We start from the raw sequence: 25,864 nt of genomic DNA, 5'->3' as shown, positions 1-25,864 counted from the left end.
ATCACTCCTCGATCAGTTCGGCGACGACCCGGGCGACCTCGGCGACCTGCGGATCCTCCATGATCGACAGGTGGTCGCCCGGTACGTCGATCACGGTCAGTTCACCGCTGGTGCGCTCCCGCCAGCCGTTGGCGGGGTCGCGGTGCATGGACTGGATGGCCGTGTGCATGGTGTCCAGCACCTGCGGCAGCGGCTCCGTGGCGTGGACGAGCACCATGTCCTGGTCCACGACGTCGGGCCGGTACGCGAAGGCGGCCCGCCAGTTCGCCTCGTACACCTGGAACAGCCGGTGCACCACCGCGCCGGTGGCACCGGCCGGCAGCACGCCCTCGGCCACCGCCAGGTCGGCGATGAAGGCGAACTTCTCTCCCAGCGTCGTCAGTTCGGCGGGGATCACCTCCTCCGGTGAGTCGCCGCCGCGCCGCAGCCACAGCAACTCCCAGAAGAACCAGCTCAGCAGGGCGTCATCGCTGGTCCGCAGCCGCCGCCCCGGGTTCAGCGCGGTGGTGTCCAGCAGGATCAGCCGCCGCACGTCCTGGCCGGCCGCCCGCAGCTGCCGCGCCATCTCGAAGGCGACGAACCCGCCGAACGACCAGCCGCCGATCAGATACGGCCCCTCCGGCTGGACCCGCCGGATCCGCTCCACGTACCCGGCGGCGATCTCCTCCACGGAGCGCAGCGGCTCGGTGCCCGCGTCCACTCCGGCCGCCTGGAGCGCGTAGAACGGCCGTCCCTGCGGCAGATGCGCGGCGAACCGTACGTAGCACAGGACGTTGCCGCCCATCGGGTGGACGAAGAACAACGGCCGCCCCTCACCGCCCGGCCGGATCGGCACCAGAGGGTCGAACGCGGCCCGGGCCCCGCCGCCCCGCAGCCGGGCGGCCAGTTCGGCCACCGTCGGCGCGGCCACGAACTCCGACAGCGGCACCGCCCCCCCGTACCGCTGCTCGATCAGCACCACCAGCCGCATCGCGGTCAGCGAGGTGGCGCCCAGGTCGAAGATGTTGTCGTGGACGCCCACCGACGGCACGCCCAGCAGTTCGCCGAGGATCTCCGCCAACGCCTTCTCGTAGGCGTCCCGGGGCGTCGTCGCGTCACCCGCGACCGCCGTCGAGGTGAGCGGCAGCTCCCGCAGGGCCTTGTCGTCGCGCTTGCCGCTCGGTGTGAGGGGCAGCGCCGGCAGCCACTGGTAGTGCGAGGGCACCAGATAGTCGGGCAGCACCGAGCGGAGCTGCTTGACCAGCCGGTCCACCTCCACCCGCTCCGGGTCACCGACCAGGAACGCCGCCAGGAACGAGTCGTTGCCGTCCCGCCGCCGGGCGACCACCGCCGCCTCGGTCAGCCCGGGGTGGTCGGCGGCGAACCGGGCGAGCGCGATCTCCACCTCGGCCGGCTCCACCCGGAAGCCGCGCACCTTCACCTGGGCGTCCGACCGGCCGGTGCACACGATCGCGCCGTCCGGCAGCACGAAGCCCAGGTCACCGGTCCGGTACAGGCGCTCGCCGGCGGCACCCGCCGGCCGCGGGCCGTCCGTGCCGCCGGCCAGCCACTCCGGGCGCGGCACGAACCGCTCGTCCGTCAGGTCCGGTCGTCCCGCGTACCCGTGCGCCAGGCAGATCCCCCCGAGGAAGATCTCGCCCTTCACCCCGGGCGGCACCGGCCGCATCCGCTCGTCGAGGACCAGCACCTCCGCCCCGTCCACCGGCGTTCCGATCGGCGGCAGCGCCGGGAAGCGGGCCGGGTCACCGGTCATCGTGTACCGGGTCACCACATGGGACTCCGTCGGCCCGTACTGATTCTCCAGGACCACGCCGGGCAGCGCCGCGCACAGGGCGCGGATCTCCTCGGTGATCCGCAACTGCTCACCCGAGGACAGCACCGCCTTCAGCGAGCGCGGCACGGTGCCGAGCGCGTGCGCCGTCTCGGCGAGCTGCTGGAGTGCCACGTACGGCAGATAGAGCCGCTCCACGCCCTGGCGGTCCATCAGCCGCAGCAGAGCCGGCAGGTCCCGGCGCTCGCTCTCGGAGACCAGCAGCAGCGTTCCGCCGCCGCAGAGCGTGGAGAACACCTCCTGGAACGAGACGTCGAAGCTCATCGGCGCGTACTGGAGGGTGACCCCGCCGACGACCCCGCTCGGCATGCGGTTCTGCCAGGCCACCAGGTTCGCCAACGAGCGGTGGGGCATCTCCACTCCCTTGGGCGCGCCCGTGGAGCCGGAGGTGAAGAGCAGATACGCCACGCTCTCGGGCGCGATCGCGGGCAGCGGCCCGGCGTAGCCCGGGTGCCGCTCCCATGACGGCTCGCCGAGCAGTGCGGCCCGCGCTCCCGGGGGCGCGGTCTCCGGGCTTCCGGCGCCTCGGGGAGCCAGCAGCCGCGGGGCGGCCACGGCGGGCGTGCCCTCCGGCAGTCCCGGGTCGTGCGTCCCGTCGGTGACGACCGTGACCGGGCGGGCCTGCTCCAGCATCGCCGCTATTCGCTCCCTCGGGTACGAGGTGTCCAGCGGCACCGTCGCCGCGCCGGCCTTCAGCACGCCCAGGAGCACCGCGACGGTCTCGGGCGACCGCCGCATGGCGATGCCCACCCGGTCGCCGGGACCCGCGCCGAGCACCCGGAGCCGGCGGGCCACCCGGTCAACGGCGGTGTCGAGTTCGGCGTACGTCCAGCGGCGGTCCCGGAAGAGCAGGGCCGTCGCCCCGGGAGTGCGGGCGGCCTGGGCCTCGAAGGCCCGGACGACGTCGGGGCAGGCGTCCGCGGCCGTTCCGGCCGGGGCCTGCCGGCCCGTACCCTCCGTGAGGAAGGAGAAGTCCACCGGATCCCCGGGCCGTTCGGTGAGCCGGCGCAGAATCCCGGTGAAGGCCCGGCTGTGCAGGTCTGCCTGCGCGGCGGTGAAGAGCCGGCCCGCGTAGTCGAGGCGCAGCCAGATGCCCTCGCCGCCCGGTTCGGTGACCGCGTTCACCAGCAGCGCGAAGTTGGTCTCCTCCCAGGTGCGGAAGTCCAGCGAGCGGACGCCCGGCAGCGCGTACACCTCGGCGAGCTGCCGGAAGTGGATGTAGTTGAACGCCGTGTCCAGCACCGTGACGCCCAGGTCCTCCTGGACGGCGCTGAGCGGGTAGCGGCGGTGCGGGTGGCTCTCCTGCTCCTGCCGGAACGCCTCGCGCACCACCGACAGCCAGCTCTCCCGGCCGGAATCGAGCCGTACCGGCATGGTGTTCAGGAAGAGCCCGGTCATCCGCTCGGCGCCCGCCCGGTCCGGCCGTCCGTGGGTGACCAGGCCGGTCACCAGGTCGGTCTCCCCGGAGAAGAGCCGCAGTGTCAGCAGATGGGCCGCGAAGAGGACCGACTTCACCGGAAGGGTGTGGGCGCGGGAGAAGTTACGCACGGCCTCGACGAGCTCCGGCGGGAGGTCGACGCGGCGGGTGAGCTGCGCGTCGGAACCGGGCGCCTCGTGCGGCCGGAAGCCGTCGAGTTGGAGGAGCGGGGCGCCCTCCAGGTAGCGTCGCCAGTACCCACGGGTCTCCGCCGACTCCAGGGCCCGCCGCTCGGCGAGCACATGGTGGGCCGCGGACGGTACCCCGGCCGCGCTGGAGACGGGGCCGATGGGCTCGCCGAGGGCGTGCGCGTAGTCCTGGAGCAACTCCCCGACCAGCGTGGCCACGCTGCCGCCGTCCAGGAGGGCGTGGTGGAAGCTGAACACCAGCTCCACGCTCTCCGGCAGGATGTGCGCCCGCAGGTGGTAGAGCGGTGCCCGCTCGAAGACGTACGGGTGCCGGCGGCGCTCCTCGACGTGCGCGGCGATGGCGGCCTCGGCACGGACCGCGGGCAGCTCCCGCAGGTCCACGACGTCGAGGGCGCTGTCCACCTCCCGGTCCACGATCTGCAGCGGCTCGGAGAAGCCCCCCAGGTCGAAGGAGGAGCGGAGCACCGGGTGACGGGCCACGAGCCGGTCGAAGGCGGCGGTGAACTTCTGCGCGTCCCACGCCATGGCGTAGCTGTAGCGGAACACGTCCCGGTAGACGGCCGAGTCCCGCTCGACACGGCTGTGGTAGAGCAGCCCGAGCTGGAGCCGGTTGGCCGGGAAGGCGTCCTCGCGGCCCTCCAGCCGGGCCCGGTCCACCTGGGAGACCAGCGCGAAGGGCGCAGGCTCCGGCTCCTCACCGGCGTCCGCCTCGCCGGCCGGGGTGACGAGCGGGGCGAGTTCGGCGATGGTGGGGTGGCGCACCAGGTCGCTGAGGTCGAGGCGGTAGCCGCGCTTCTCGGCCAGCGCCCGGACCCGCAGCATCTGGATGGAGTCACCGCCGAGGGCGAAGTAGTCGTCGTGGATGCCGACCCGCCCGGCGCCCAGGACCTCCGCCCACGCACCGGCCAGCGCCTCCTCGACCGCATCGCGGGGGGCGGCGTACGGGCGCGGACCGAGCGGCCCCGAGGCGGGGGCGGGCAGGGCGCGCCGGTCCGCCTTGCCGTTCGGGGTGAGGGGCACGGCGTCGATCCTGGTGAAGTACGCCGGGATCATGAACTCCGGAAGCTGCCGGGCCAGTTCCGTGCGGAGCCGGACCGGGTCGAGGTCCTCTCCGGCCACGTAGTAGGCGGCGAGGAACGTGCCCCGCTCGTCGTCGTGGTGGTCCACGACGACGGCGTCCCGGACGCCGGGCGAGGAAGCCAGCGCGTTCTGCACTTCGCCCAGTTCGACGCGGTTGCCGCGGATCTTCACCTGCCCGTCGATGCGGCCGAGGTACTCGACGGAGCCGTCCGCGAGGAGCCGCGCCAGGTCGCCGGTGCGGTACATCCGGCCGCCCGGCCGGAACGGGTCGTCGGTGAACCGCTCGGCGGTCAGCTCCGGCCGCTCCAGGTAACCGCGGGCGACCTGGACACCGCCGACGCACAGCTCACCCGGGACGCCCACGGGCTGCGGGCGGTCGTACGCATCGAGCACGTACAGGGAGGTGTTGGCGACGGGGCGGCCGATCGGCACCCGCCGCACCGGCTCGCCTGGTGCCGGCGGGCAGTCGTGGTACGACACGTCCACGGTCGCCTCGGTCGGCCCGTACAGGTTCACCAGCAGCGGGACGCCGGGCATCGTGCCCGCGCCGGTCGTGGCTCCGCCGTCCGCGCCGCGGCCGAAGACCCGGGCGAACTGCTCCACACGGGCCGGCGGCAGCGCCTCGCCGCTGCAGAAGACCGTCCGCAGCGTGCCTGCCTCGGCGCGCAGCGCGGGATCGGCCTCCAGCAGGTCCAGAAAGGGGCCCAGCATGGAGGGTACGAAGTGCAGGGTGGTGACCCGCCGTTCGGCGATGGTCCGCAGGATCGTGCGGGGGTCGCGCTCGCCGCCGGGCGTCAGCAGCGCCAGCCGCGCGCCCTGGACGGCCCACCAGAACAGCTCCCACACCGACACGTCGAACGAGATGGGCGTCTTCTGGAGCAGCACGTCGCCGGGCCCGACGGGGTAGCGCTCCTGCATCCAGGCCAGCCGGTTGACCACCGAGTGGTGCTCCACCATCACGCCCTTGGGCCGCCCGGTGGAACCCGAGGTGTAGATCACGTACGCCAGGTCGCGGGAGGTCGCGGCCGGCGGCAGCGGTTCGGCGGGGTCGGCGGCGGCGAGCCGGTCGGCGCGGAGCACCGGCACACCGGCCGGTACGTCCGCGCCGGGCGACCCGGGGGCGGTGAGCACGGCCCGCGCGCGGCTGTCCTGGAGCAGGAAGGTGATGCGCTCGGCCGGGTAGCCGGGGTCCACCGGGACGTACGCGGCCCCGGACTTCAGCACGCCGAGCAGTGCGGGCAGCGTGTGCGGGCCGCGCCCGAGCAGTACCGCGACCCGGTCGCCCGGTGCGACGCCCTCGGCGCGCAGCGCGCGGGCGATCCGGTTGGCGCGGGTGTCGAGTTCGGCGTAGCTCAGCGCCGTCCCGTCGGCGGCGGTGACCGCGGTGCGGTCGGGGATGCGGGCGGCCTGCTCCTCGAAGAGCCCGTGAAGGGTGGCGTCGTCACGGTACGGGACAGCGGGGCCGTGCTGGACGCGCGCCAGCTCCTTCCGTTCCCGCGCGGTGAGCACGGGCTGGGCGGCGGCCGGGCGGCCGGGGTCCTCCACACCGGCCCGCAGCAGCGTCGTCAGATGGCCGGCGACGGCCTCGATCGGGAAGTCCTCGTCGAAGACGTCGCGGGCATAGTCGAGGTCCACCCGGAGGTCGGCGTCGTCGTCGAAGGCACGGATCATCACGGAGAGCGCGTCCTGCGCGTGCACCGGCGCGGTGATGACCGTGTCCCGCTCGGCGTCGGGCAGCGCCTCGGGGCGCGGGTAACGGAGATAGGAGACGGTGACGTCGAAGAGCCGCCGCCCGCCGGCACCCTCGGCGGGCAGGTCGCGCAAAATGTCGCCCAGGGCGAGCCGCTCGTGGTCGCGCAGGGCGCGGGTGCGCTCGCGGACGGCGGCGGCCAGGTCGTGCAGGGTGGCGTCCTCGGGGACGGGGACGCGTAAGGGCAGGTTGTTGGCGAACTGGCCCGCGGTGGCCAGCTCGGTCGCGTCACGCCGGTTGAGGAACGGCACGCCGAGGACCACCTCGTCGGAACGGTGCACCCGGGACAAGTAGGCGGCGAAGGCGGCGGTGACGTACGCGAACGGAGAACTGCCGGCCCGGCGGGCGCGGCGGACGACGTCCCCGGGGACGGTGAAGGTGAAGTGGCCGCGCCGTCCGGCGCCGGGAACGGTCCGGCCGGGGGAGCGCTGGAAGAGCGCGGGGGAGACCCCGGCGAGGGCGGCGTGGTGGAAGGCCCGGTCCTCCTCGCGCTGGGCGGAGGCGTGGTAGGCGGCCTCGGCCTCGGCGAACGCCCGGTACGAGGCCGCGGGTTCGCCTGCCGGGCCGGGGTGGGAGCCGGGGACGGGACCGGACGGGGCGGCGGTGACCGTGGTGAGCCGCGCGTACTCCTCCCACATGCCCTGGCTGAGGTGGTTGAGCGTCCAGGCGTCCACGATCAGATGGTGGGCGTTGACATGGACGTGGAGCACGTCGGGACTCTCGCGGACCAGGGCCGCGGTGACGAGCGGGGCATCCAGAAGCGGGAACGGACGTGTGAAGGAACGTTCCTGCCAGTGCTGCCAGGCCGCCGCCGGATCGGCTTCGCCCGACAGGTCGGCGAACTCCACCTCCACGGCGGCCTCGTCCTCTTCGGCCACCCACTGGTACGGGACGCCGTCCCGCTCCCCGAAGCGCAGCCGGAACGCGTCATGGCGGCGCAGTGTGCGGACGAGCGCCTCGGACAGGGCTCTGGTGTCGGCCTTTCCGTCGATGCTCTCATCGAGGACCACATTGAATTGAGGATCGTTCGGCGAGCGGGATTCGGCGGCCCAGATATCACGCTGGTAGGAGGTGAGCGGGAAGGTGCGGCGAGCGGCCACAGCAGGTCCTTTCTTCGTTTTCCGTCCAGCCGAATTTCGGTCTCGGGGAAGCGAAAGCGCGCTCACGTTAGGCATATGCAGACACCACCGGCCACTACCAGGTCAGGTAGGGCGGACTACTCATGTAGGTAGCAACCGTTTGGCGAGCCGTCCGGGTGTCGGCGGAGCACGAGAATCACGTTGCGAGCGGGGCAACCACGTGTGGCGCAAACGGCGACAAAGCGCGAAGGGAAGGCAACGCTCCGGATTTCCCGGGTAGTTGTGAGGATGGTCACGGAAGTGGGTCCGGGCCGTGTGAACCGCTCCGGGAAAACCTCCGGAGCCGAGTTCCGTTACAAGGTTCCGTAAAGGGTGCGCTTCTCGGTGTGCCCGCCCGGCTGCGCAATGGAGATGCGGGCCGGGGCTCGCCACCGATACGGCAGGACACCCGACGGTCGCCTCGCCGGCCTCTGCCCGCGTGCCTCGACGACAGGGTCGGAAGACCTGACCCGGAGCACCCGGTGATCCCGACTCGATGCGCGCCCTGACGCGGCAGTCCGCCCGGCCGTCGGCAGCACGAAAGACCGGAGCTACCCACTGAGCCTTTTCAGTGCGGCCGCTGATCGGGTGACGCCGACGGGCAGGGCGACGCACGAGGCTCCCGTGCCGTTGGGGGAGGTGTTCGACGTCTCAACCCAAAGGCACAGGAGCCGCGTTGGTTCCCTATCCTGCCGCACTCGACCTGCCCCACGCTCTGGTCGAGTGGGTCACCATGCTCATCGTCACCCGCGAGGGTGACCGCCGCTGCAAACTCCCGCCGCACCAGCGTGCGCTCGTGGGCCTGACGTACCTGCGCAAGCACGACACCCTCGCCCAGATCGCCGTCGGCTTCGGTACCTCGGTGGGCACCGCTCACGCCTACACCACCGCTGTGATCAGCCTGGTCGCTGACCGTGCACCGGGCCTGCTCGAGGTGCTGCGCGAGACCGACCCCGACTACGTCCTGCTCGACGGCACTCTCGCGGAGTGCGACCGCCTGGGCAACGGCCGGGCCGACTACTCTGCCAAACACCGCCGACATGGCGTGAACGTGCAGTTGGTGACCGATCCGGATGGCCGGCTGCCGTGGATCTCGCCCACACTGCCCGGCCGAGCCCACGACCTGACCGCGGCTCGCACCGACCGGATCATCCGGATCTGCGAACGCCAGGGGGTCCCCATCCTCGCTGACCGGGCTTACATGGGAGCCGGACCGTGGGTGACCACACCCCTCAGACGCCCGCCGGGCCGCGACCTCACTCCAACACAGCAGACCGTCAACCGCGCGCTGTCCGCAGCTCGGGCGCCGGTCGAGCGGGGGCGTCGCACGGCTGAAGGCGTGGCGGATCTTCCGCAGGTCCCGGTGCAGCCCAAATCGATGTCGTCAATCGCCGCAGCCGTCCTCACCCTGGAGCGGCAGCGCTGAAAAGGCTCACTGCCTCACGGCTGTGGGTAGCTCCGTGTCTCGCGGTGGCGCCGGAGCACGGCCCCGCGCGGAATCGCTCGTCCACCCGGTTCAGGAGCCGACCACGCCCCGGCTTGCGCTGCCGACGTCGCCGTCCCCGCCGCGTCGACGGCGGATGCGCCGAGTCGTGCCACGACCCGGCAGTCCTGTCCGGGGCTCAGCGGACTCCGCTTCGGCGGTCGGACTCCTCGGACTTGGGGGATGGGCGCGCAGTGAGCCGGGGTGGGCCTTGGCGGTCGGGTCGCGCCTGGTCTTGAACAGGCTGGCCACGGTGACGACCACGAGGACGGCGGCGATCACGGCGAGGCTGAGCGGGGTCTCCGGGACCGCCTCGCTCACGTCGACGTGCGCCCAGTGCAGGATCAGCTTGACGCCGATGAACGCCGGGATCAGCGCCAGCCCGGCGGACAGGTACACCAGCCGGTCCAGCAGCCCCTTGACGAGGAAGAACAGGGCGCGCAGGCCGAGCAGGGCGAAGGCGTTGGCGGCGAAGACGATGTAGGGCTCGCGCCGACCCCGCCCCCCAGCACCGGCACGGGCACGGGCACGGGCGCGGGCGGGGCTGACGGCCAGGAGGTGCTCCGGTGATGCCCGCGCCCGGCCCTTCCCAGCCTCCGCCCCTGCACACCACACCCAAGCGCGGCCGGCCCCCCGCCCCGATCTCACCACAGGCGGGCCCGTCCCACCGCGCCTGGCTCGAACCTGTCCGCACCACGTTGTTCGCCAGCGGTATGACCCTTGACGACCTCGTCGAACGTTCCGGCTACTCCAAGACCCGCATCAGCGAGCTGCTGCACGGCTACGGCTACTGCCCGCCCTGGGAAATCACCTTCAGTGTCACCCGGGTCCTGACCCGCGCCCCCGCCGTTCCGACGACCACATCGACCTGCGCGCCGCCGTATTCTCCACCCGCGAAGCACACGACCAGGCCACCGACCCCGGGCACCTCGTCGCGCTGAGCGAACTCATCGACCTCTTCGACGCCATCGCCCACCTGCCCGACGACCAGCGAGACATCGCCGTCCTGCGCCACCTGTGCGGCCTGCCCCACCCCCGCGTCGCCCACCTCCTCGGCATCGCCCCCGCCCTCACCCACGCCGTCGACCACCACGCACGCGCCACCGTCGAAGCCCTCCTGAACACCCCCACCCCGGAGTGACCCGCCCGCCATGACTGCCATCGACCAGCTCCTCGCCCGCGCCCGCCCCCCAGCCCAACGTCCCCGACGACACCGCCCCCTACGAAAACGCTCCCTACGAAGACACCCCCTGCCCCGACACCCACCCCAGCCCTCCAGCCACTGACGGCACCGCCACCCGCCAGCTGCACACCCTGTGCGAGACAGCCCTGAACACCCTCACCGGCAACACCCTGGACTTCCTCACCGACCAGATCCCCGACCTGCACACCGCCTGGCTCCTCGGCTGCGCCCTCCACGTCGCCGGCATCGAAGACGGCGCCCGCTGCTGGTGGCAGTACGCCGCAGGCGACGGCCACCCGCTCGCCTGCTACACCCTCTCCCCCTACCACCACACCCGCGGCGAACAGCACGCCGCCGACTTCTACCACCACCAGGCCCACCCGGAAACAAACCCGGAAGACACCGACACCGTCCCCGTGGTAGGCACCCGCCTGCCGGAACAGATCGTCTTCGACGCCAGCCTCTCCACCCTCCTGCGCACCCTCAGCAACCTCACCGTCCACCCCGGCGCCCGCGCCCGGCGCCGCCGCGACCGCATCGAGGCCCTGACCCACTACGTCGCCGAAACCGTCACCCACCACTACAGCCGCCACCCCAGCGTCGAGCTCCCCGTCCCCGAACCACTGTTCGCCGAACGCGTCGAATGGCTGCTCACCGCTGCCCTGCCCTGGACCAGGCACCCACGCCACCACCGCACCGAAGAGCCGGCACTCCCGACCCGCCGCCCAGCCGGCCCTGCACACGATCGCAAGGCCACAGCGTCGGGTGCGTGTACGCCATCGATCTGAAGTACGTGGCGTCGACACGGCTCCTCGCGAGGTGACGGAACTCCGTGACATCAGCTCATCCACTTGAGCCCTCAGTGCCTACTCGTTGTGGTCCCCCGGCCCCGGTCTCGGTGCGGTCGGCGAGCACGGGCAGGTTCTGCGCGTTCGCAGATTCGGATGAGCTTGTTCTTTAACCTCACGTCGCTGTGGAATGCTTGCCGGTGGAGAAAATGCGGTGCGTGCTGGCACCACGCTGGTCAGACTCGCTGACATGACTGAAAAGATCACCCGCATCAATCCCGAGCAGCTGCATGAGACACCCGGCTACCACCACATCACCGTGGTGGAGGCAGGCCGTACCGCCTATCTGGCGGGGCAGTGCCCGCTTGATCGGAATGGTGACCTCGTCGGTTCCGGTTCCCTCGAGACGCAGGTCGACCAGGTTGTCGCGAACGCGCTCGCTGCCCTGGCAGCGGTGAGTGCCCAGCCTGAACATGTGGTGCGGTCAATGATCTATGTGCGGAGCGATGAGAGGGACATTCTCGGAGCCGCATGGCGTCGGCTCACCGAGTCTGCCCTGGGTCCGGCGTTCACCACCGCCAGCACGCTCTTGGGCGTCGCCCAGCTGGGCTTTCCGGGACAGCTCGTCGAGGTGGATCTCACCGTGGCGCTGCCTGACTGACTTCGAAAGGCGTATTGAACTGGGTAGCGCCTGTAACTACCGTTTGTATTGGGGTGGTCATTCTGAGTGCGCGTACTCATGTGCGACAGCGGGGTCGCTCCGAAACTGTGCGCTTGATGCGATCGCCCCCCTGACCGGGCTGGATGCCTGCCTCCCGCGCTGCCCGCGGCTCACCCTGGCGGCAACAGCCATCGCTGCTCTCGTGCTCGGCGCCGCGGCACCGAACAGCCCCATGCCGGCACGTCACGCAGTACATCCGCGGACGTCGTCGGAAGCCAGCCCTCCGCCGTGCAACCCAGCCCCGACCAGCAGACTGCGCTCGTGGACATGCTCAACTCGGTGGGGCAGCCCTGCTACCCGGACGCCCGGAGCGACCAGGAGCCGAGCTCTTCCGAAGAGGTGCCGGGCGCCGCTCCGCCGACCGCTCCCACGGAGATGCTGCCGATCGACCGAGGAATCCTGACCCGCCCTGTGGGCCACGGTCATCACGCCGGCAGCTGTGACCGCCTGGGATGGGTGTGCGTAGCCGACGATGAGGAGAACGACATGGAGCCTGCGGAACTGCGTCGCGCGGTCGAGGCGGCACGGGCGACCTCCACGGAGCTGGGCCTGCGTGTGGACGACGTCGTCGTCGTCCACGACTCGGACCGCGTCGCGCTGCGCCTGCTCCCGTGCGACGTGCTGGCCCGGGTCGCGCCGCGGGGGCAACTGTCCGACTCCGCGTTCGAGGTGGAGGTGGCCCGCCGGCTCGCGGCCGTCGACGCCCCGGTGGCCGGGCTGGACCCCCGGGTCGAGCCCCGCTTGTACGTGCGGGACGGTTTCGCCATCTCGCTGTGGACCTACTACGCACCGGTGGCGGCGGAGATCACGCCGACCGCGTACGCGGACGTGCTCATGCGGCAGCACGCCGCCCTTCGCCGGGTCGAGCTGGACGCGCCCCACTTCACGGACCGGGCCGCCCGTGCACTGCGGGAGGTGACCGACCGGGAGCAGTCGCCCGACCTGTCCGACGCCGACCGTGAACTCCTCGCCCGCACCCTGGGCGAGGTAAGCGCCGCGATCGGTGCGGACCGGTCCGGCGACCAGTTGCTGCACGGCGAGCCACACGAGGACAACCTCCTCGCCACGGAGCGGGGGCCGCTCTTCGTGGACCTCGCCACGTGCTGCCGCGGGCCGGTCGAGTTCGACCTCGCCCACGCTCCCGACGGTGTGGCGGAGCACTACGCGGGGGCCGACCCGGATCTCCTGCACCGGTGCCGCGCCGTGGACTGGGCCATGTTCTCGGCCTGGCGCTGGCGCCGCACGGACCAGATGCCCGACCGGGACCACTGGAGGGCGGAGGGGCTCGCCCTGGTCCGTGCCTCGCTCGACCGCCGCCGGGCTGACCGTCCGCGGTTGCCATGACTGATGAGGGGGCGCGGCACCTGCACCTACGGCATCGGCGGCGGCCAGCCGGTGATCTGCAAGCTCGCCGCGGACTAACACCCCGGACATCAACACAACCGGCCCCCCGCCCTGCGTTCAGGATGGGGGGCCGGCCTCATGCGCCGCGGCAGACGGTCAGGCCGGCGCGATGAGAACTCCGGGAAGATCACCGGCCCTCAAGGCCTCCTCATCGATGGCCACGCCCGTGTACGCGCCCACGGCGGTGAACACCAGCTCGGGCAGGCGCTCGCCGTGCTCCTCGAAGTACGCGACGACCTCCGCCTCACCGGCCTCGGGCATCGACGGGAACACCGCGCCCGCGGCGCCGAGGGCGGCATCCAGGGCCGAGCCCTGCCCGGTGTCGGTACCGAAGTCAGCCCGGTACGCACAAGCCCCCGGCGCATGGGTGATCACCGCCAGGGGACCGAAACGGTTGGCGCTCAGACAGAGCACCTCCTCGCCCTCGCGGGGAAGCATCGACTCCACCTTGCCCTGGTAGCCGGTCGCCCAGGTCGCCATGCCCCAGTCCTCCAGCACGAACGTCCACTCACCGCACGTGCCGTACATGGCCCGGTTGAGGCGGGCAGAGGGCCGACCCGGCTGCCCGGCCGGCGCGCGCAGCTCCTTGAACAGGGTTCGAGCGGCCAACTCGTCGAGGTCGGCACCCAGTTTGATGAGGAACTCGTCCCTCTCCACCCCCCGGGCCACGGTCAGCGAGATACCGCCGAGCATGCCCGGCGCGACCGAGGAAGGGGTGTGGTGGTGCGCGCCTGTCCACGCGATCCCGTCACTCATGCCGGTCAAGGTATCCGCAGGCACCGGCGGCGGTCCTGCTGGCGGCAGTGGGCCCTCCAGCACGGCCGCCCGGACACCGCTGTGCCCGGGCTGGCCCCTGCCCAGCGCCGACGGCAACGAAGAGATCCTGCAGACGACAGGCAGCGGCGTGCTGATCCTCGGCCCGAGCTGCCCGACACTGTCGAGCTCTACGGCAACTACGTGAAGATGGCCATCGCCAAAGGCCTCCGACCCCGCCTATCGAGCGCTGTACGCCCGCCCGGACCCGGCCGGCCCCGTCCCGCTGCGGGACTTCCTCGACGACCGCCACCTCGAGGACGACCCGCTGGGTGTGTAAGCGAGGGTGGGCAACGTTCGTCGAGGGTTTCGGACAAGGGCTCCTAACAGAAGAGGTGGGCTTGACCTGGTCGGAGGTCGGTGTCGTGCACGAGACCGCTGGGTAGCGTGACGCGGTCAGCCGCGTGATCGCACGCGATAAACCTGGCGACGTCGGCGATCATCCCCGGGATACTGGTCGCCCATGGATGAGGTCGAAGTCGTCGTCGCGCATTCCGAGCGCGCGACTCTGCGCGTCGGTGACGTGTTCTTGAAGGTGGACGCCGATCAGGCGCGCATCGACGTGGAGGTCGAGGCGATGTCCCTCGCGCCGGTCCCGACCCCGGAAGTCCTGTGGCGCAAGCCCCCCGTGCTCGCGATCGCCGCACTCCCGGGGACCACACTTGGGCGCCTCGGCGGGCCGTCGACCGGGTCGCCGGCGGCGTGGGCCGCGGCGGGCGCCGCCATCCGGAAGCTGCACGACGCGCCCCTGCCGCCCCGCCCCGGCCGGGCCGGCCGGAGCATCGTCGCGCTGGCGGCGGAACTCGACGACGAGTGCGAACTGCTCGTGGCGAACGGCCTCCTGCCCGCTGACCTGGTCACCCGCAACCGACAGGTCGCCGAGGCCGCACTCCGGCCGTGGACTGCGGTGTTCACACACGGCGACCTACAGATCGCGCACGTCTTCGTCGAAGGCGATGAGGTCACCGGCATCATCGACTGGTCCGAAGCTGGCCAGGGTGATGCCCTGTACGACCTCGCCACCTTCACGCTCGGACACGAGGAGCACCTCGACGACGTCATCGCCGGCTATGGCGCCGACATCGACCTCGACGTGATCCACGCGTGGTGCTCGTTGCGAAGCCTGCTGGCAGTTCGCTGGCTGATCGAGCACGGCTTCGACCCCTTCGCGCCGGGCTGCGAGGTCGACGTCCTGAGATCCCGGATGTGAGGCTGCGCGGGCCCGGCTACTCCGTATCCGTTCTGACGCGTCGAGCAGGCCGTCCCCTGGGGTGATCGCCCGCCCTCACTCTCGACAAAGTGCGGTGCACAGTCGTCGCCAGCAGACGACGGCGCAGCCAAGGGCGACAAACGCGTGGTGTATGTCGTCGCGCATCTCCCAGCGGATACACAGGCGGCGGAACCAGTGCAGCAGCGCAATCGCTCCTTCCACGGCCCAGCGGTAGACGCCCAGGCCGGAGCCGTGCCCGGTGCCGCGCCCGGGCGACGTGCGGGGTGATCTGGAACCGGCGGACCTTGTCCCGGTAGGCCTCGTGGTCATAGCCGCCGTCGGCGTACAGGTGCTTGGGGCGGCGCAGTGGCTGGCCGCGCTTGCCGCGGAGCAGCGGGACGGCCTGGATCAGCCGGATCAGCCGGATCAGCCGGATCAGTTGGGTGACGTCATTGCGGTTGCCGCCGGTGGTGATTGCAGCGAGCGGGATGATGCCGTGCGCTTCGACGATCAGGTGATGCTTGCTGCCGGCCTGGCCCCGGTCCACCGGGGACGGACCGGTGGCCGACCCGCCCTTCATCGCGCGGATGTGGCTGGAGTCGACCGCTGCGCGGGAGAAGTCCAGCAGGTCTGCGGCCCGCAGCTCGGAGAGCAGCAGCTGGTGCAGGCGCTGCCAGACCCCCGCCCAGCCTCGTTCCAGTTCCGCAGCCGTCACCAGCAGGTCATCCCCGAGCCGAAGCCCAGCTCCTGGGGCAGAAACTCCCAGCGGATCTCGGCGTACAGCACGAACAGGATCCCGCACAGCACCCTGCGACTATCCAGACGCTTACGACCTGGACGCCGCGGATTACGCGGGACGACCGGCAGCTGTGGCTCGATGCGCGCCCACAACTCGTCGTCGATTTCCCACGGTCTGGGAGCAGTCTTCCTCGTCTCGACTGGCTCACACCCCCTTCGGCCAGTACCAACGAAAACTGACACGCCGTCATTCACAGAGGCCCAGAAGCCTCTTTTTGTTACTGAGCCGTTTTCATCCTGTCTTGGTGGGGTGAAGTGGCAGGTCGGCAGGGGGCGCAACGACCAGGAGCCTCGTCTCGTTGCGCCCCCTGCCGACCTGCCATCAATACCAGCGGTTGACGAGTCGGAAGAGGGTTCAGTCGCCGTCCTGGCCGGGGACGACGGCCACGGGGCACTCGGCTGTGTGCAGTACCTCGCCGCTCACCGACCCAAGAAGTAGCCTTTTCACGCCGGAGCGGCCCCTAGATCCCACAACCAGCAGGGCTGCGTTGCGAGCAGCCTCCGCGAGGAGCGTCGCCGGCCTGGTGTGCTCTATGCGCAGGTCTACCTCCACCGACGGATACCGGTCGCGCCGCTGGGCAATCTCCTTTTCGAGGAAGTCCTGCGGCCCGTGATCCAGCGCGTCAAAGTTGGGAGGCGCCATCACCGGGCCGCTGGGGACCATACCGGTGTGGTAAGAGCCGTGAACGACCTCCAAGCGCGCGCCCAGCAGGTCAGCTTCCTGATACGCGAAATCCAGTGCCTCCATCGAAGCATCGGCCGGGTCCGCTCCGACAACGACACGATGGCCCGGAGGACCGCTGGTGTCGCCTGGGCGGACCAGCGGTCCTCCGGGCACCGGGCATGTGTGGCGACCTGCCAGCTGACAGAGCCGAGCGGCAACCGGGGGAATCCGCCGCTGCCTCGGTGACCTACCACGAGCAGACCAGCATCCTCGGAGCGTTCGATCAACACCGCTGCGGCGTTCCCCATGGGAAACTCGCCCGCCACGGTAAGAGTGGAGAACTCGGAGCGCACGAGGTCCTCATACCGTTCTACCAGGTGCGCACCGGCGTCAGCGGCCAAATTCCCTTCGTGGCTGTCCGGCGTAGAACCGCCTGGCAGCGGATACCGGATCGCATGAGTGATGTGCAGCCGGCTTTCGTGACGCTCCGCTTACTGCGCGGCGAATCACACGATCTCCTCTTGATGCGGACCGCCGTCGACGCCCACGATGATGGGCCGGTCCTTGGCAGGGATGGCGTTGGGCATGGTTTTGCTCCGCTCAGCGTTTCGCTTCGACCATTGCATGGCGCCCACTGCTCGCCGGTCTGTCACTGAGGTTTTCTCAACGGTGATCACTTCCAGATTCCGTTGAGGACGAGGGCCGCGCGGGCGATGTCGCCGATGCGGCTGGGGCTGAGCGTGACGTGCTGCAGGGTGCGCCATCGCTGCTTGAGTTCGGCGGCGGTGCGCTCGCCGAGCGCCCGTAGGTGTCGCAGCAGGTGTTGGACATGCGGGTGTCGACGTGAAGCGCCTGCTCGGACTTGCCTTTTGGGCGTCGGACGGGGATGCGGATGCCGATGCCGGCGCCGATGTAGCCCTTGTCCGCCAGGGTCGGCAGGCCGTCGGCCGCCGCCTTGTAGAGGGCGGGCAGGGCATGAATGCGTGCGGCGGTGATGTCGGGGGTAGAGCCGGGCTCGACGCCGGAGACCCACAGCGGGGTGCCGTCCGGAGCGGCCAGGAACTGCACGTTGCCGCCGAACGCCTTGTGTTTCTGGCTGAACCACAGGTCGTTGCCGTTGTCGCGGACACCGGCCAGCCGGTTCGATTCGATCAGCGTGCCGTCCAGGATCACGTGGGTCATACCTTCGCGCCGACAACGGTCCAGGACTTCATGCAGGTCCGGGGCCTGGTCGGCGAGGACATCGATGCCCTCGTGCAGGTAGCGGTACCCGGTGGCCTGTGAGACTCCGGCATCCCGGGCCAGGCAGTGTACGCAGCCGCGCTCTCGGAACCAGCGCAGCACCAGCACCGCCTGGCGGAACGGGCCAAGCGCCCGGCTGCCGCGCGGGGTACCGATGTGCCGTCGGTGCGCGGCGAGCAGACGCGACAGGTACTCCACGACATGGCGCGGGACATCGAGCATGACAACATAGGTGACCAACGTGAAGCCTCTGGTGGTTACGGACATGATCTTGTGGTGAGACCTGTCCTACCAGGGGCTTTACGTCTGTCCGAGGCCGTGGCCGGCCCGCTCTCGCCGGTGATCCACACCGGTTCACTTCGATCATTTCACTGAGAAAACCTCACTGGCCACCGCTCGGTGCGGGGTCCGCACAGCAATAGGGCCGGGACGCGTCTCACGAGATGCCCGGCAGGCCCTCGCTGTGCAGGATGGTTCGGGCCTGTTCGGCATGGCCGTCGCGTGCGATGAGGTCGTAGCGGGAGGCAGCCAGGGCGCGTGTGGAGGAGAAGTCACGACGGCCACCGGTCGCGGCGTGACCGGCCCAGCCCAGTACGGCACCCCACAAGGCGCCCAAGAGCAGTCCGCCGAGGAGCAGCCCCAGCCATACCGACCTGGTGTGAAAAGGCCCACGAGCAAGCCGATGAGTAGACCGAACCAGGCGCCTCCGACGGCCCCCGCGGCGGCGGCTCGACCCTTGGTGAGCCGTCCCGTCACATGTTCCACCAGCCGCAGAGTGGTACCGATGATGTCGAGATGCTCTACCGGGAAACCCTTGTCCGACAGGCGGTCGACCGCGGCCTGCGCCTCTTCATAGCTGTCGTAAGTGGCCACCTTGTTCCAGGCCAGGCTGACGGGGCTCGGGGGATTCGGCTCGATCTCAGGCATTCAAGTCCTTCCTCGCTCGATCCACGGGTTCCCTTGATGCTCGACGACATGCTCATACAGATCGCGCGTGTCCGATGTCATTGTCGCTTCTCTTCGTCTGGTGGCGTGCCGGGCGACGTCGGGCCGCGGTTGCCCATGAAGTAGGCGCCGAAGGCGCCGGCCAAGGAGGCGAACACCGTAACGGCGTACAGGGCCAGCAAGAGTTCGATGAGCTTGCCGTAAGCGGTTGTAGCTCCCGTCGGCTCGCCGCTGATCGCCAGCAGCGCCGTGGCGTGAAGGGTGCTCGCGAACGACTCGGCCGGTCGGTCGAACTCGTACAACAGTTCCCCCGCTGCGACCACCACGATCACGGTGATCATGCCCAGCCACGCCACCCGGTCGCTGAGCAGCCGGCCCGCCGACCGTGAGGACCGCACGGTCGAGGAGAGAACCCGGCCGGTGCGTAGGAGGCGAAGAGAGCGCATCAGGCGAAGCACCCGCAGGAAGGGCAGGACCAGGAAAATCACCTGCCACCAGTTGCGGCGCAGGAACCTTCCCCGGTGCTTTGCCAGGCTCAGGCGGGCGATGAATTCTGCGACGAAGGCGGCCCACAGCAGCCAGCCGGTCACCGTCATGGCGATATGCATCGCCGTTCCCGGCCTGGCCATGCGCTCGCCGATGACGACGAGCAGGAACAGCAGTCCCAGGGCGCTCATCACCGGTGTGAGCCGGTCCAGCAGTTCTTGGGCCAGGCGCTCACGCACAGAGTCCTGCTTGGTATTTCGACCCACGTCAGCCGCTCACTACGCCTTTCATGCGTCCGCGCTCCGCCTGTCCACAGGGGCAGGAATGTAAGCGTAATGCCAGGCTTATGCAGGATCGCGATGGGCAGGCTCGACATTGTCCAGGGCGGTACCGGAGCCGTACTGGGAGCGGGCGATCACGCTGAAGCTGCCGTCCGTTTCCAGCACGACGGCTTGCACGTCTTCCCTGGCGCCGATCCCTTGAGCACGGATGGCCTGACTCACCTCATCGGGTGTCACTCGCTGGCGCCTCATCGCTTCATGCAGCATGCGGCCTTGGTACAGCAGCACGGTCGGCTGGGCCTTTACCAGGCGCCGGATCCTCCCGGAGCGGACCGACGCCCAAGCGGTGAAGAACTGCAACGCCACCAGCATCCCCAGGGCGGTGGCACCTTTTAGGAGCGTGACTTGGCCGTTGAGTAGAATTGTCGCCAAGGTCGAGCCCAACGCGACGGTGACGACCAGATCGAAGGCGTTCATCTTCGACAAGGCTCGCTTGCCGGACGTGCGGACCGCAGCGATCAGAATGAGATAGGCGAGGCCCGCCATGATCAAGACGCGGATGAGGTCATGCCAGGAGTCGAAGAGCATGTCCCCACTGGTACCCCCTAGCCCGGTTGTCCGCACAAGGTGCTCAATCGGCTACTGACCTTCAAAGCGCGACGACGTCGCCCTGGCGCAGGAGTGGCTGACGTCCTGGACACGCGTGCCGGGTATCGAGGGTCTGGTGATCCGCGGCCGCGCCCAGCGCTACCTGCCGGGCGCCCGCGCAATGTAGACAGCCTACGCCTACGGGCTGCGGCGCAACGAAACGCGGATGCTCGACGCCGCCGACTTCGGCCGCAACCCGCACGGCGCCGAGTACGGCGAGTTCGGCCGCCCTCCGAACGCGGACTGCGGATCGGCTGCCAGCGCATCAACTCCCGCTTCATCGCCTACCGCAAGGCCCTGGGCCTGGACGACGGGCTGGACTACCACTCCTTCCGAAGGTCCTACGTCACCCACCTGATCGAGGACGGCTGGGACCCTCACTTCGTCCAGGAACAGGTCGGCCACGAGCACGCCAGCACCACGTCTATCTACACCTGCGTCTCCTCGGACTTCCGCACCCGCACCCTGCGTCGGCACCTGGACGCCACCGTCGCCGCCGCCCTCCAGGCCCAGAACGGGAGGCAGGCATGAAGCGCAAGGTCGGCTGCACCTGGCGGTTGCGTGAGCTGATGGCCCAGCGCCACATCTTCACCGCGACCGAGCTGGTGCCGCTGCTGCGCGAACGCGGCATCGACCTGTCCGCCTCGCAGGTCCACCGCATGGTCTCCGGCACACCGGAGAGGCTGTCGCTGCAGGTCCTGTCCGCGCTCTGCGACATCCTGTCCTGCACCCCGGCCGACCTGGTGGCCACCACCGCCGAGAACGCCGGTGTCCGCAAGACCGCCACCGGCGACCTGCCCACCCCGCCCGCGAACGTCGCGAAGCTCCGGCCCCGCGCGGCCCGCATCCTTCCCGACGCATGAGCCGCCCCTACGCCACCGACGAGCAGCACGAACGCTGGTACACACGGCCGAGTGCTGCCGCTGCGGCCAGCGCAGACGCAAGGCCGGCACCTGGCCGGACGGCTACGTCTGCCGGACCTGTTCGGACCGCTGGTGCGAACACGAGGCACCTGCCCCGATGCGGCCAGGACCGTGCCCTCCCCGGACTTCACCCCGTCGACGGCTCCGCGATCTGCACGACCTGCGCCGGCTTCTCCCAGACCTTCGACTGCTCGCGCTGCGGCTTCGAGGGCAAACTCCTGGGCGGCCGACTCTGTGAACGCTGCACCCTCACCGACCGGCTGACCGCCCTCCTGGACGACGGCACAGGCCGCGTTCGCCCCGCGCTGACGCCCCTGCTCACCCTGCTGGTGGCGATGGACAAGCCAAGAAGCGGCCTGGCTTGGCTGGAGATGCGCCGTGGCCAGCCGGGAGAAGGACGGCGCCCTGGTGGTGACCGGGTCCCCCTGACCGCCGGCGGCCCGACCTAACTCGCCAGTACGACTAATTCCAGTCACACCCCTGCCAAATGGCCGGAACTGATGCCATACTGACGGCGCGTACCACTCCGCCACCCCAGGCAGAGAAGGCGCACCCGGCCGCGCCCTGCAATCCCCCGGCAGAGCGCGGCCGCGCCGCCCTCCCGGTCCTCCCCACGGGGGGCCAGGCGCACGCTCGGAAGAGGTCGTGGCGCTGTCAGTGCCGGTTGGGAGGCTGACCGGCATAAACAGCGATGACGAACAACTGCTGCGCGGTCGCGTGTACGGCTGCGGCCACGACGACCCCCACCCCGGTCCCCTTCCGCGCCGGACCTACGCCGAACTGGTCGGCGGGCCGCTGGACGGCCTGCTGCTGGACATCTACGGGTGGCGGCCCGAGGAAGTCGACGACGGCGTCGCCCTGACCACCGAGCTCTCCCGGTGGCCCGGCGGCCGTGCCCTGTACGACCCGCGTCCCGGCGAGCCCCGCTCACCCGGCCCCGGCATCAGCTGCCGCTTCTACTACTCCGGCGACACGCCCTGACGCCCACCGGCGCCGAGGCGAAGCTGCCGGGGGACAGCAACTCAAGGAGCACGAGGTGCCGCCCAAGCGCTTCGACGACGGCGCTCACGCAGCGCATACCCGCGACGACGGCACCCCGGCCGGCCGAGAAGCGCCGGGCCCCGATGACGGCCAACAGGCCCCGGTGGGCGAAGTCTTCGACGGTGCCAGGACGCCGGGGCCACCGGTGGTGGCGACCCGGCGCCTGGTTTCCGCCACCATGATGGCGGCGTTGCCCGTTCTGACTGGCGCCTACATCCGCGAGCCGCCGCAGTAGCAGACAGCTTGATGATGGCGGGGCCGGGGGAGTGATATGTCGCCGGCTCACAGGCGTCACGGGGAAGGAGAGGGGGTATGACCTACCGTCCCAGCACGGGGGCCCCGGCCCCCCAGGTGAGGTTCTGGCCGGTTGACGACCTGCCCGCTCTCACCCCTGATCCTTTTCTGGATGAGGTTCTCAGCGGCGAACCGGTGACGCGGATCAAGCTGCCCCACGGTTCGGGGCACGCGTGGCTGGTGACTCGCTACGACGACGTCCGCTTCGTCACCTCAGACCCGCGCTTCGTCCGCGAGCAAGTCGTGGGCCGCTCCGTGACCAGCATGTTCCCCGAGCCCGTCGCCTCACAGACCGCGGCGCTGCAGTACCTCGATCCGCCCCGCCACACCCATCTGCGCAGGGTCGTCGCCAGGGCCTTCACCACCAAGTCCATGGAACGGCTGCGCCCGGTCGCCGATCGCACCGCGGCCGAGTTGCTCGAGGGCATGAACCGGGCCGGCGCCCCGGCCGACCTGATGGAGCACCTGCTGGGCCCCTTCCCCATCGCGGTCATCTGCTCCCTGCTGGGAACGGAGGAAGATGACTGGCGCCAGTGGGCCGCGACCGCGGAAGAAGCCCTGTCCGTCGCCGGGGACACAGAACGCAGCAAGGCGGCCCGCGCGGTGACCCGCAAGCGCATCACCGCCCTCCTGGACAACCGCCGCGACGCAGCGGGAGAGGACCTGGCCGGAGTACTGACCCAGGCAGCGGCCACGGGGGAGATTACCGACGCTGAAGCCGTCTCCCTGGCCACGGCGGTCTACGTCAGCGCCGGCCACGCCGTACGGAACAACAGCGGCTCGATGATGTACGCCCTGCTGACCCACCCCGAACACCTCAACCGGCTGCGCCGCGAGCCGGAACTGCTGCCCCGGGCCGTGGAGGAACTGTTGCGCTACGTTCCTCACCGCAACGGCGTCGGCATCCCCCGCATCGCGACCGAAGACGTCGAAATCGGCGGCCACATCATCCGGGCGGGCGACGTCGTCTACAACTCCTACCTCTCCGCCAACCGCGACCCCAGCCTCTTCCCCGACCCTGACACCCTCGACTTCGACCGGGAAAACGTCGCTCACCTCAGCTTCGGGCACGGCCCCCACTACTGCTTGGCCGCCGCAATGGCCCGCATGGAAGCCGAGATCGCCATCAGGTCCGTGCTCGACCGCTTCCCCCGCCTCCAGCTCGCCATCCCCGCCACCGAAGTGGAATTCCTGCGCAAGGGGCCCATCCGCGGGCCGAGATATCTGCCCGTCACCTGGTGACCCCCCCCAAGGGGCAGCTCCACCTACTGGGCCCGCCCACATCCGGCATCAGGCCGCGGCGAAGACCCGGCCCAGACCTGCGCAGTGATGCGCTCGGCAATCGCCCATCAGGCGGAAGGCGAACGCCGGCCCGCTTGGCGAGCCGCCCGCACCATCACCTGCTGGATGAGCGAGTCGCTGACGATCGACCCGGGTCGGGACCGGCCCCAGCGGCCAGACCCCGGTCCCGTCCCGCATGGGCGGGGTTCCGCAGTCGTCGCGGTTGATCTTCAGCGAGCGGGGGTGTGCTTGAGGTTGTAGCTGCGCGGGTCTTCGCCGGGCCAGGCTTCGCCATCACCGTCCGCCACGGCAGCGCTCCAATGGCGCGGCATCACCACCGGCTACGAGAAGACAGCGACCATTTACCGGGCCGGACTCCATATCGCGGGCCTCTCCTCTGGTCCGCCCACAAGGGCCATGGCGGCCGCCTTTCCGGCCGGCTGCGAAGCCGCCATGCGCCCGTTCGGCCAGGTCATCGGCCCCGTCCGGCTGCCGCGCCGGACCGCGGAGACCGCCCCCGGGGGCAACGCCCGATGGGCTGCGCAAAACTTTTTCAAGATTTTTTTGCGTACAGGACGCTGCTGGGACGACTACAGGGTGAACGGCCCCCCTGACCGCAGCCGGGGCCGCGCAGCACAAGCGGCGGGAGCCCCCAGGCCCCGCCACCACACAACACCAGCGCTCCGGTACCGGCCCCACCAGGCCAGACACCGGACAACAGAAAGGAAACCATCATGAACTCTCCCCGTATCCTCGCCGCCTCCGCCGCCCTGGCCCTCCCCGTCCTCGGAGCCGGCACCGCCCACGCCGAACCCGTCGTCAAGGGCGACGTCAAGCAGGCGACCACCGGCCAGGTGTCCGGCGCGGGGACCACCTTCTCCGCCAGCCAGAGCTTCGGTGCCGATGACAGCGGCGACGCCACTGCGTGCGGGGGCGCCAAGGCCGGCGTCGAGGGCACGGACGCCAACGAGAAGGAGTGCGTCTCGACGCCGTGACCACCAGCACACCCCGGCCCGCCGACCCCGTTCACCGGGGCCGGCGGGCCCCTCGGAGCCTTTTCGTGGACGACATCGCCGTGGCACATGAGCGTGGGATGACCACGGTGCTGTATCGCACTGTCGGGGCTCTTCGAGAGGCTCTGGCTGGGCTGCTCAACCGGTGAGTGGCTTCTTCGTCCAGCTGTCGGGGTGGGGACCTTTTCCAGGCGGCCGATGCCGTCGCTGACCGGGTCCGAGTCGACATCGGCGCCGATCGCGTGCACCAGCGTGCAGTGCATCCACTCGGGCACGACCCGGTGCAGGCCGCGAGTCTCGGTCAGGCCGACGTACGGCTTGTCGAGCGCTGTCGCCTCCGTGGCGGGAGCGGGCAGCACATGCCAGTGAAGATCACGGCGTCCCCGTGGCCACACTCGCTCGACCCTGGCAAAGAAGCTCTCCACGTCCCCGCTCCTCCCGCGATGTTGGTGGTCGGACTGTAGCCGTGAAGCCCGCGGACGCGGCCGGGCATGGTTGTCAGTCCAGCCTTCCGCCCCGCCACGCAGTCCCCGTTGTGGCGGGGGCAGTCGCGCAATCAGCCCTGGTTAGCAGCTCTCCAGCGGAGAACGGTCGACTTCCCCACCCCAAGCCGCCTCGCGGCCTCCCGGGAAGGAACGGCCCGTGTCGCTTTTATCGCCGCCGACCACGACTCGAAGCCAGCTGCCTGTGCCAGCCTCTCAAGCCGGTCCCGACGCACCGCTGCCGACTTCGCGGTGCTCTCATTCCATCCGCGACGCCGCGACGCCTTCACCGCATCCAAGCCTGCGGTTTTTGCCCGGACCATGGCGGACCGGCGGGCGATCTCCCAGTCAGGCCGACGTGCTGCCGGAGCCGGACGCGATGCTCGTAGCACCGCTGACCAGCAACACCCTCAACAAGCGGGCCGCTGGGATCAGCGACACCCTCGCGCTCGGCCTGATCACCGAGGCCATCGGACTGCAACTACCCATCGTGGCGTTGACACACTGGAACAACGCCCAGGCAGCGCACCCCGCCGTCGCCCGCAACGTCGGGACCCTGCGCGCTGCTGGCGTCCAGGTGCTGCTCGGCGAGGGCGGGTTCGTGCCGCACAAACCCCGGCACGGCAACCTCGAGGCCTATCCGTGGCAGGCCGCGATCAACGTCCTGCCCGCCGAAGATGCCAGCAACTGACCCCGGACAACTGTCTCCGAGGTATCGCCGAGATACGGGCCAAGGGGGCAGTGAGTTGATCGGTCTGT

The 25,864-nt window shown here is 70.3% G+C and carries 21 protein-coding genes and 4 pseudogenes; 12 read left to right on the top strand and 13 right to left on the bottom strand.

Translation table 11 applies throughout. The features are described from left to right. Position 1 precedes the first annotated feature (1 nt). A complete protein-coding gene (locus ACLGIH_RS00245) occupies positions 2–7,387 on the bottom strand; it encodes an amino acid adenylation domain-containing protein (protein WP_416523169.1) in 7,386 nt (2,461 codons plus the stop codon). Between the two features lie 694 nt (positions 7,388–8,081). On the opposite strand from ACLGIH_RS00245, the pseudogene ACLGIH_RS00240 reads away from it, so the two are divergent. Next, positions 8,082–8,831 (top strand): annotated as a pseudogene (locus tag ACLGIH_RS00240) (transposase). Between the two features lie 90 nt (positions 8,832–8,921). On the opposite strand, the gene ACLGIH_RS00235 reads toward ACLGIH_RS00240, so the two are convergent. Further along, the gene (locus tag ACLGIH_RS00235; protein WP_416523168.1) at positions 8,922–9,503 is read right to left on the bottom strand and encodes a TerC family protein; all 582 of its coding nucleotides are present in this window, start codon (positions 9,501–9,503) and stop codon (positions 8,922–8,924) included. A 172-nt stretch (positions 9,504–9,675) separates the two neighbouring features. Next, a complete protein-coding gene (locus tag ACLGIH_RS00230) occupies positions 9,676–10,050 on the bottom strand; it encodes a hypothetical protein (protein WP_416523167.1) in 375 nt (124 codons plus the stop codon). A 437-nt stretch (positions 10,051–10,487) separates the two neighbouring features. On the opposite strand from ACLGIH_RS00230, the gene ACLGIH_RS00225 reads away from it, so the two are divergent. The 3 genes from ACLGIH_RS00225 (at position 10,488) to ACLGIH_RS00215 (ending at position 12,924) form a co-directional block, all read left to right on the top strand. Next, positions 10,488–10,859 carry a hypothetical protein gene (locus ACLGIH_RS00225; RefSeq protein ID WP_416523166.1) on the top strand — a complete coding sequence of 124 codons (372 nt, stop codon included), beginning with the start codon at positions 10,488–10,490 and terminating at the stop codon, positions 10,857–10,859. Between the two features lie 250 nt (positions 10,860–11,109). Further along, on the top strand, positions 11,110–11,520 hold the full coding sequence (locus ACLGIH_RS00220; RefSeq protein ID WP_416523165.1) for a RidA family protein: 411 nt from the start codon (positions 11,110–11,112) through the stop codon (positions 11,518–11,520). Positions 11,521–12,066: 546 nt separating this feature from the next. Next, on the top strand, positions 12,067–12,924 hold the full coding sequence (locus ACLGIH_RS00215) for a phosphotransferase family protein (RefSeq protein WP_416523164.1): 858 nt from the start codon (positions 12,067–12,069) through the stop codon (positions 12,922–12,924). A 156-nt stretch (positions 12,925–13,080) separates the two neighbouring features. Here the strand turns inward: ACLGIH_RS00215 and ACLGIH_RS00210 are convergent, their stop codons facing one another. Further along, a complete protein-coding gene (locus ACLGIH_RS00210; RefSeq protein ID WP_416523163.1) occupies positions 13,081–13,740 on the bottom strand; it encodes a hypothetical protein in 660 nt (219 codons plus the stop codon). 520 nt (positions 13,741–14,260) lie between these two features. On the opposite strand from ACLGIH_RS00210, the gene ACLGIH_RS00205 reads away from it, so the two are divergent. Next, entirely contained in the window at positions 14,261–15,007 is a 747-nt protein-coding gene (locus ACLGIH_RS00205; RefSeq protein ID WP_416523162.1) for a phosphotransferase family protein, read from the top strand. Between the two features lie 75 nt (positions 15,008–15,082). Here the strand turns inward: ACLGIH_RS00205 and ACLGIH_RS00200 are convergent. The 9 genes and pseudogenes from ACLGIH_RS00200 to ACLGIH_RS00160 all read right to left on the bottom strand — a co-directional run bounded on the left by ACLGIH_RS00200 (position 15,083) and on the right by ACLGIH_RS00160 (position 20,011). Further along, positions 15,083–15,910 (bottom strand): annotated as a pseudogene (locus tag ACLGIH_RS00200) (IS5 family transposase). 250 nt (positions 15,911–16,160) lie between these two features. Further along, positions 16,161–16,553: a universal stress protein gene (locus ACLGIH_RS00195; protein ID WP_416523161.1), complete on the bottom strand. Its 393-nt coding sequence runs from the start codon at positions 16,551–16,553 to the stop codon at positions 16,161–16,163. Next, complete coding sequence (locus ACLGIH_RS00190) at positions 16,448–16,909, bottom strand: universal stress protein (protein WP_416529242.1); 462 nt, start codon at positions 16,907–16,909, stop codon at positions 16,448–16,450. Before ACLGIH_RS00190 ends, ACLGIH_RS00195 begins: the two co-directional genes overlap by 106 nt. Before the next feature lie 66 nt (positions 16,910–16,975). Next, positions 16,976–17,146 carry a hypothetical protein gene (locus ACLGIH_RS00185; protein ID WP_416523160.1) on the bottom strand — a complete coding sequence of 57 codons (171 nt, stop codon included), beginning with the start codon at positions 17,144–17,146 and terminating at the stop codon, positions 16,976–16,978. Beyond that, a pseudogene (locus tag ACLGIH_RS00180) lies at positions 17,143–17,951 on the bottom strand (transposase family protein). The gene ACLGIH_RS00185 and the pseudogene ACLGIH_RS00180 overlap by 4 nt, the downstream one beginning before the upstream one ends. Before the next feature lie 196 nt (positions 17,952–18,147). Further along, on the bottom strand, positions 18,148–18,327 hold the full coding sequence (locus ACLGIH_RS00175; RefSeq protein WP_416529567.1) for a hypothetical protein: 180 nt from the start codon (positions 18,325–18,327) through the stop codon (positions 18,148–18,150). A 116-nt stretch (positions 18,328–18,443) separates the two neighbouring features. Beyond that, positions 18,444–18,638, bottom strand: a pseudogene (locus ACLGIH_RS00170) (YflT domain-containing protein); the annotation flags it as partial. Between the two features lie 77 nt (positions 18,639–18,715). Beyond that, positions 18,716–19,381 carry a hypothetical protein gene (locus ACLGIH_RS00165; protein ID WP_416523159.1) on the bottom strand — a complete coding sequence of 222 codons (666 nt, stop codon included), beginning with the start codon at positions 19,379–19,381 and terminating at the stop codon, positions 18,716–18,718. A 105-nt stretch (positions 19,382–19,486) separates the two neighbouring features. Next, a complete protein-coding gene (locus ACLGIH_RS00160; protein WP_416523158.1) occupies positions 19,487–20,011 on the bottom strand; it encodes a DUF421 domain-containing protein in 525 nt (174 codons plus the stop codon). A 39-nt stretch (positions 20,012–20,050) separates the two neighbouring features. Here ACLGIH_RS00160 and ACLGIH_RS00155 point away from each other — a divergent pair, with 39 nt between their 5' ends. The 7 genes from ACLGIH_RS00155 to ACLGIH_RS00125 all read left to right on the top strand — a co-directional run bounded on the left by ACLGIH_RS00155 (position 20,051) and on the right by ACLGIH_RS00125 (position 25,796). Beyond that, entirely contained in the window at positions 20,051–20,602 is a 552-nt protein-coding gene (locus tag ACLGIH_RS00155; RefSeq protein ID WP_416523157.1) for a tyrosine-type recombinase/integrase, read from the top strand. Continuing rightward, positions 20,599–20,934: a helix-turn-helix domain-containing protein gene (locus ACLGIH_RS00150; protein ID WP_416523156.1), complete on the top strand. Its 336-nt coding sequence runs from the start codon at positions 20,599–20,601 to the stop codon at positions 20,932–20,934. Before ACLGIH_RS00155 ends, ACLGIH_RS00150 begins: the two co-directional genes overlap by 4 nt. Before the next feature lie 741 nt (positions 20,935–21,675). After that, entirely contained in the window at positions 21,676–21,975 is a 300-nt protein-coding gene (locus ACLGIH_RS00145) for a hypothetical protein (RefSeq protein ID WP_416529241.1), read from the top strand. Between the two features lie 55 nt (positions 21,976–22,030). Further along, complete coding sequence (locus ACLGIH_RS00140) at positions 22,031–22,270, top strand: hypothetical protein (RefSeq protein WP_416523155.1); 240 nt, start codon at positions 22,031–22,033, stop codon at positions 22,268–22,270. Between the two features lie 77 nt (positions 22,271–22,347). Next, complete coding sequence (locus ACLGIH_RS00135; RefSeq protein WP_416523154.1) at positions 22,348–23,571, top strand: cytochrome P450; 1,224 nt, start codon at positions 22,348–22,350, stop codon at positions 23,569–23,571. Positions 23,572–24,344: 773 nt separating this feature from the next. Then, on the top strand, positions 24,345–24,605 hold the full coding sequence (locus tag ACLGIH_RS00130; protein WP_416523153.1) for a hypothetical protein: 261 nt from the start codon (positions 24,345–24,347) through the stop codon (positions 24,603–24,605). An 879-nt stretch (positions 24,606–25,484) separates the two neighbouring features. Continuing rightward, positions 25,485–25,796 carry a flavoprotein gene (locus tag ACLGIH_RS00125; RefSeq protein ID WP_416523152.1) on the top strand — a complete coding sequence of 104 codons (312 nt, stop codon included), beginning with the start codon at positions 25,485–25,487 and terminating at the stop codon, positions 25,794–25,796. Positions 25,797–25,864: the final 68 nt, after the last annotated feature.

This window comes from Streptomyces hamibioticus (genome assembly GCF_047946815.1).
GTDB lineage: Bacteria > Actinomycetota > Actinomycetes > Streptomycetales > Streptomycetaceae > Streptomyces.
The sequence above is the reverse complement of the archived record's forward strand: the minus strand, read 5'-3'. Positions and strand labels throughout refer to the sequence as shown.

Bases quoted from the DNA above. Each gene is read 5' to 3' on its own strand.
- ACLGIH_RS00220 (WP_416523165.1), top strand. From the start codon at position 11,110: ATGACTGAAAAGATCACCCGCATCAATCCCGAGCAGCTGCATGAGACA.
- ACLGIH_RS00230 (WP_416523167.1), bottom strand. From the start codon at position 10,050: ATGGCAGTCATGGCGGGCGGGTCACTCCGGGGTGGGGGTGTTCAGGAG.
- ACLGIH_RS00205 (WP_416523162.1), top strand. From the start codon at position 14,261: ATGGATGAGGTCGAAGTCGTCGTCGCGCATTCCGAGCGCGCGACTCTG.
- ACLGIH_RS00150 (WP_416523156.1), top strand. From the start codon at position 20,599: ATGAAGCGCAAGGTCGGCTGCACCTGGCGGTTGCGTGAGCTGATGGCC.
- ACLGIH_RS00130 (WP_416523153.1), top strand. From the start codon at position 24,345: ATGAACTCTCCCCGTATCCTCGCCGCCTCCGCCGCCCTGGCCCTCCCC.
- ACLGIH_RS00135 (WP_416523154.1), top strand. From the start codon at position 22,348: ATGACCTACCGTCCCAGCACGGGGGCCCCGGCCCCCCAGGTGAGGTTC.
- ACLGIH_RS00215 (WP_416523164.1), top strand. From the start codon at position 12,067: ATGGAGCCTGCGGAACTGCGTCGCGCGGTCGAGGCGGCACGGGCGACC.
- ACLGIH_RS00195 (WP_416523161.1), bottom strand. From the start codon at position 16,553: ATGGAGGCACTGGATTTCGCGTATCAGGAAGCTGACCTGCTGGGCGCG.
- ACLGIH_RS00160 (WP_416523158.1), bottom strand. From the start codon at position 20,011: ATGCTCTTCGACTCCTGGCATGACCTCATCCGCGTCTTGATCATGGCG.
- ACLGIH_RS00210 (WP_416523163.1), bottom strand. From the start codon at position 13,740: ATGAGTGACGGGATCGCGTGGACAGGCGCGCACCACCACACCCCTTCC.
- ACLGIH_RS00125 (WP_416523152.1), top strand. From the start codon at position 25,485: ATGCTCGTAGCACCGCTGACCAGCAACACCCTCAACAAGCGGGCCGCT.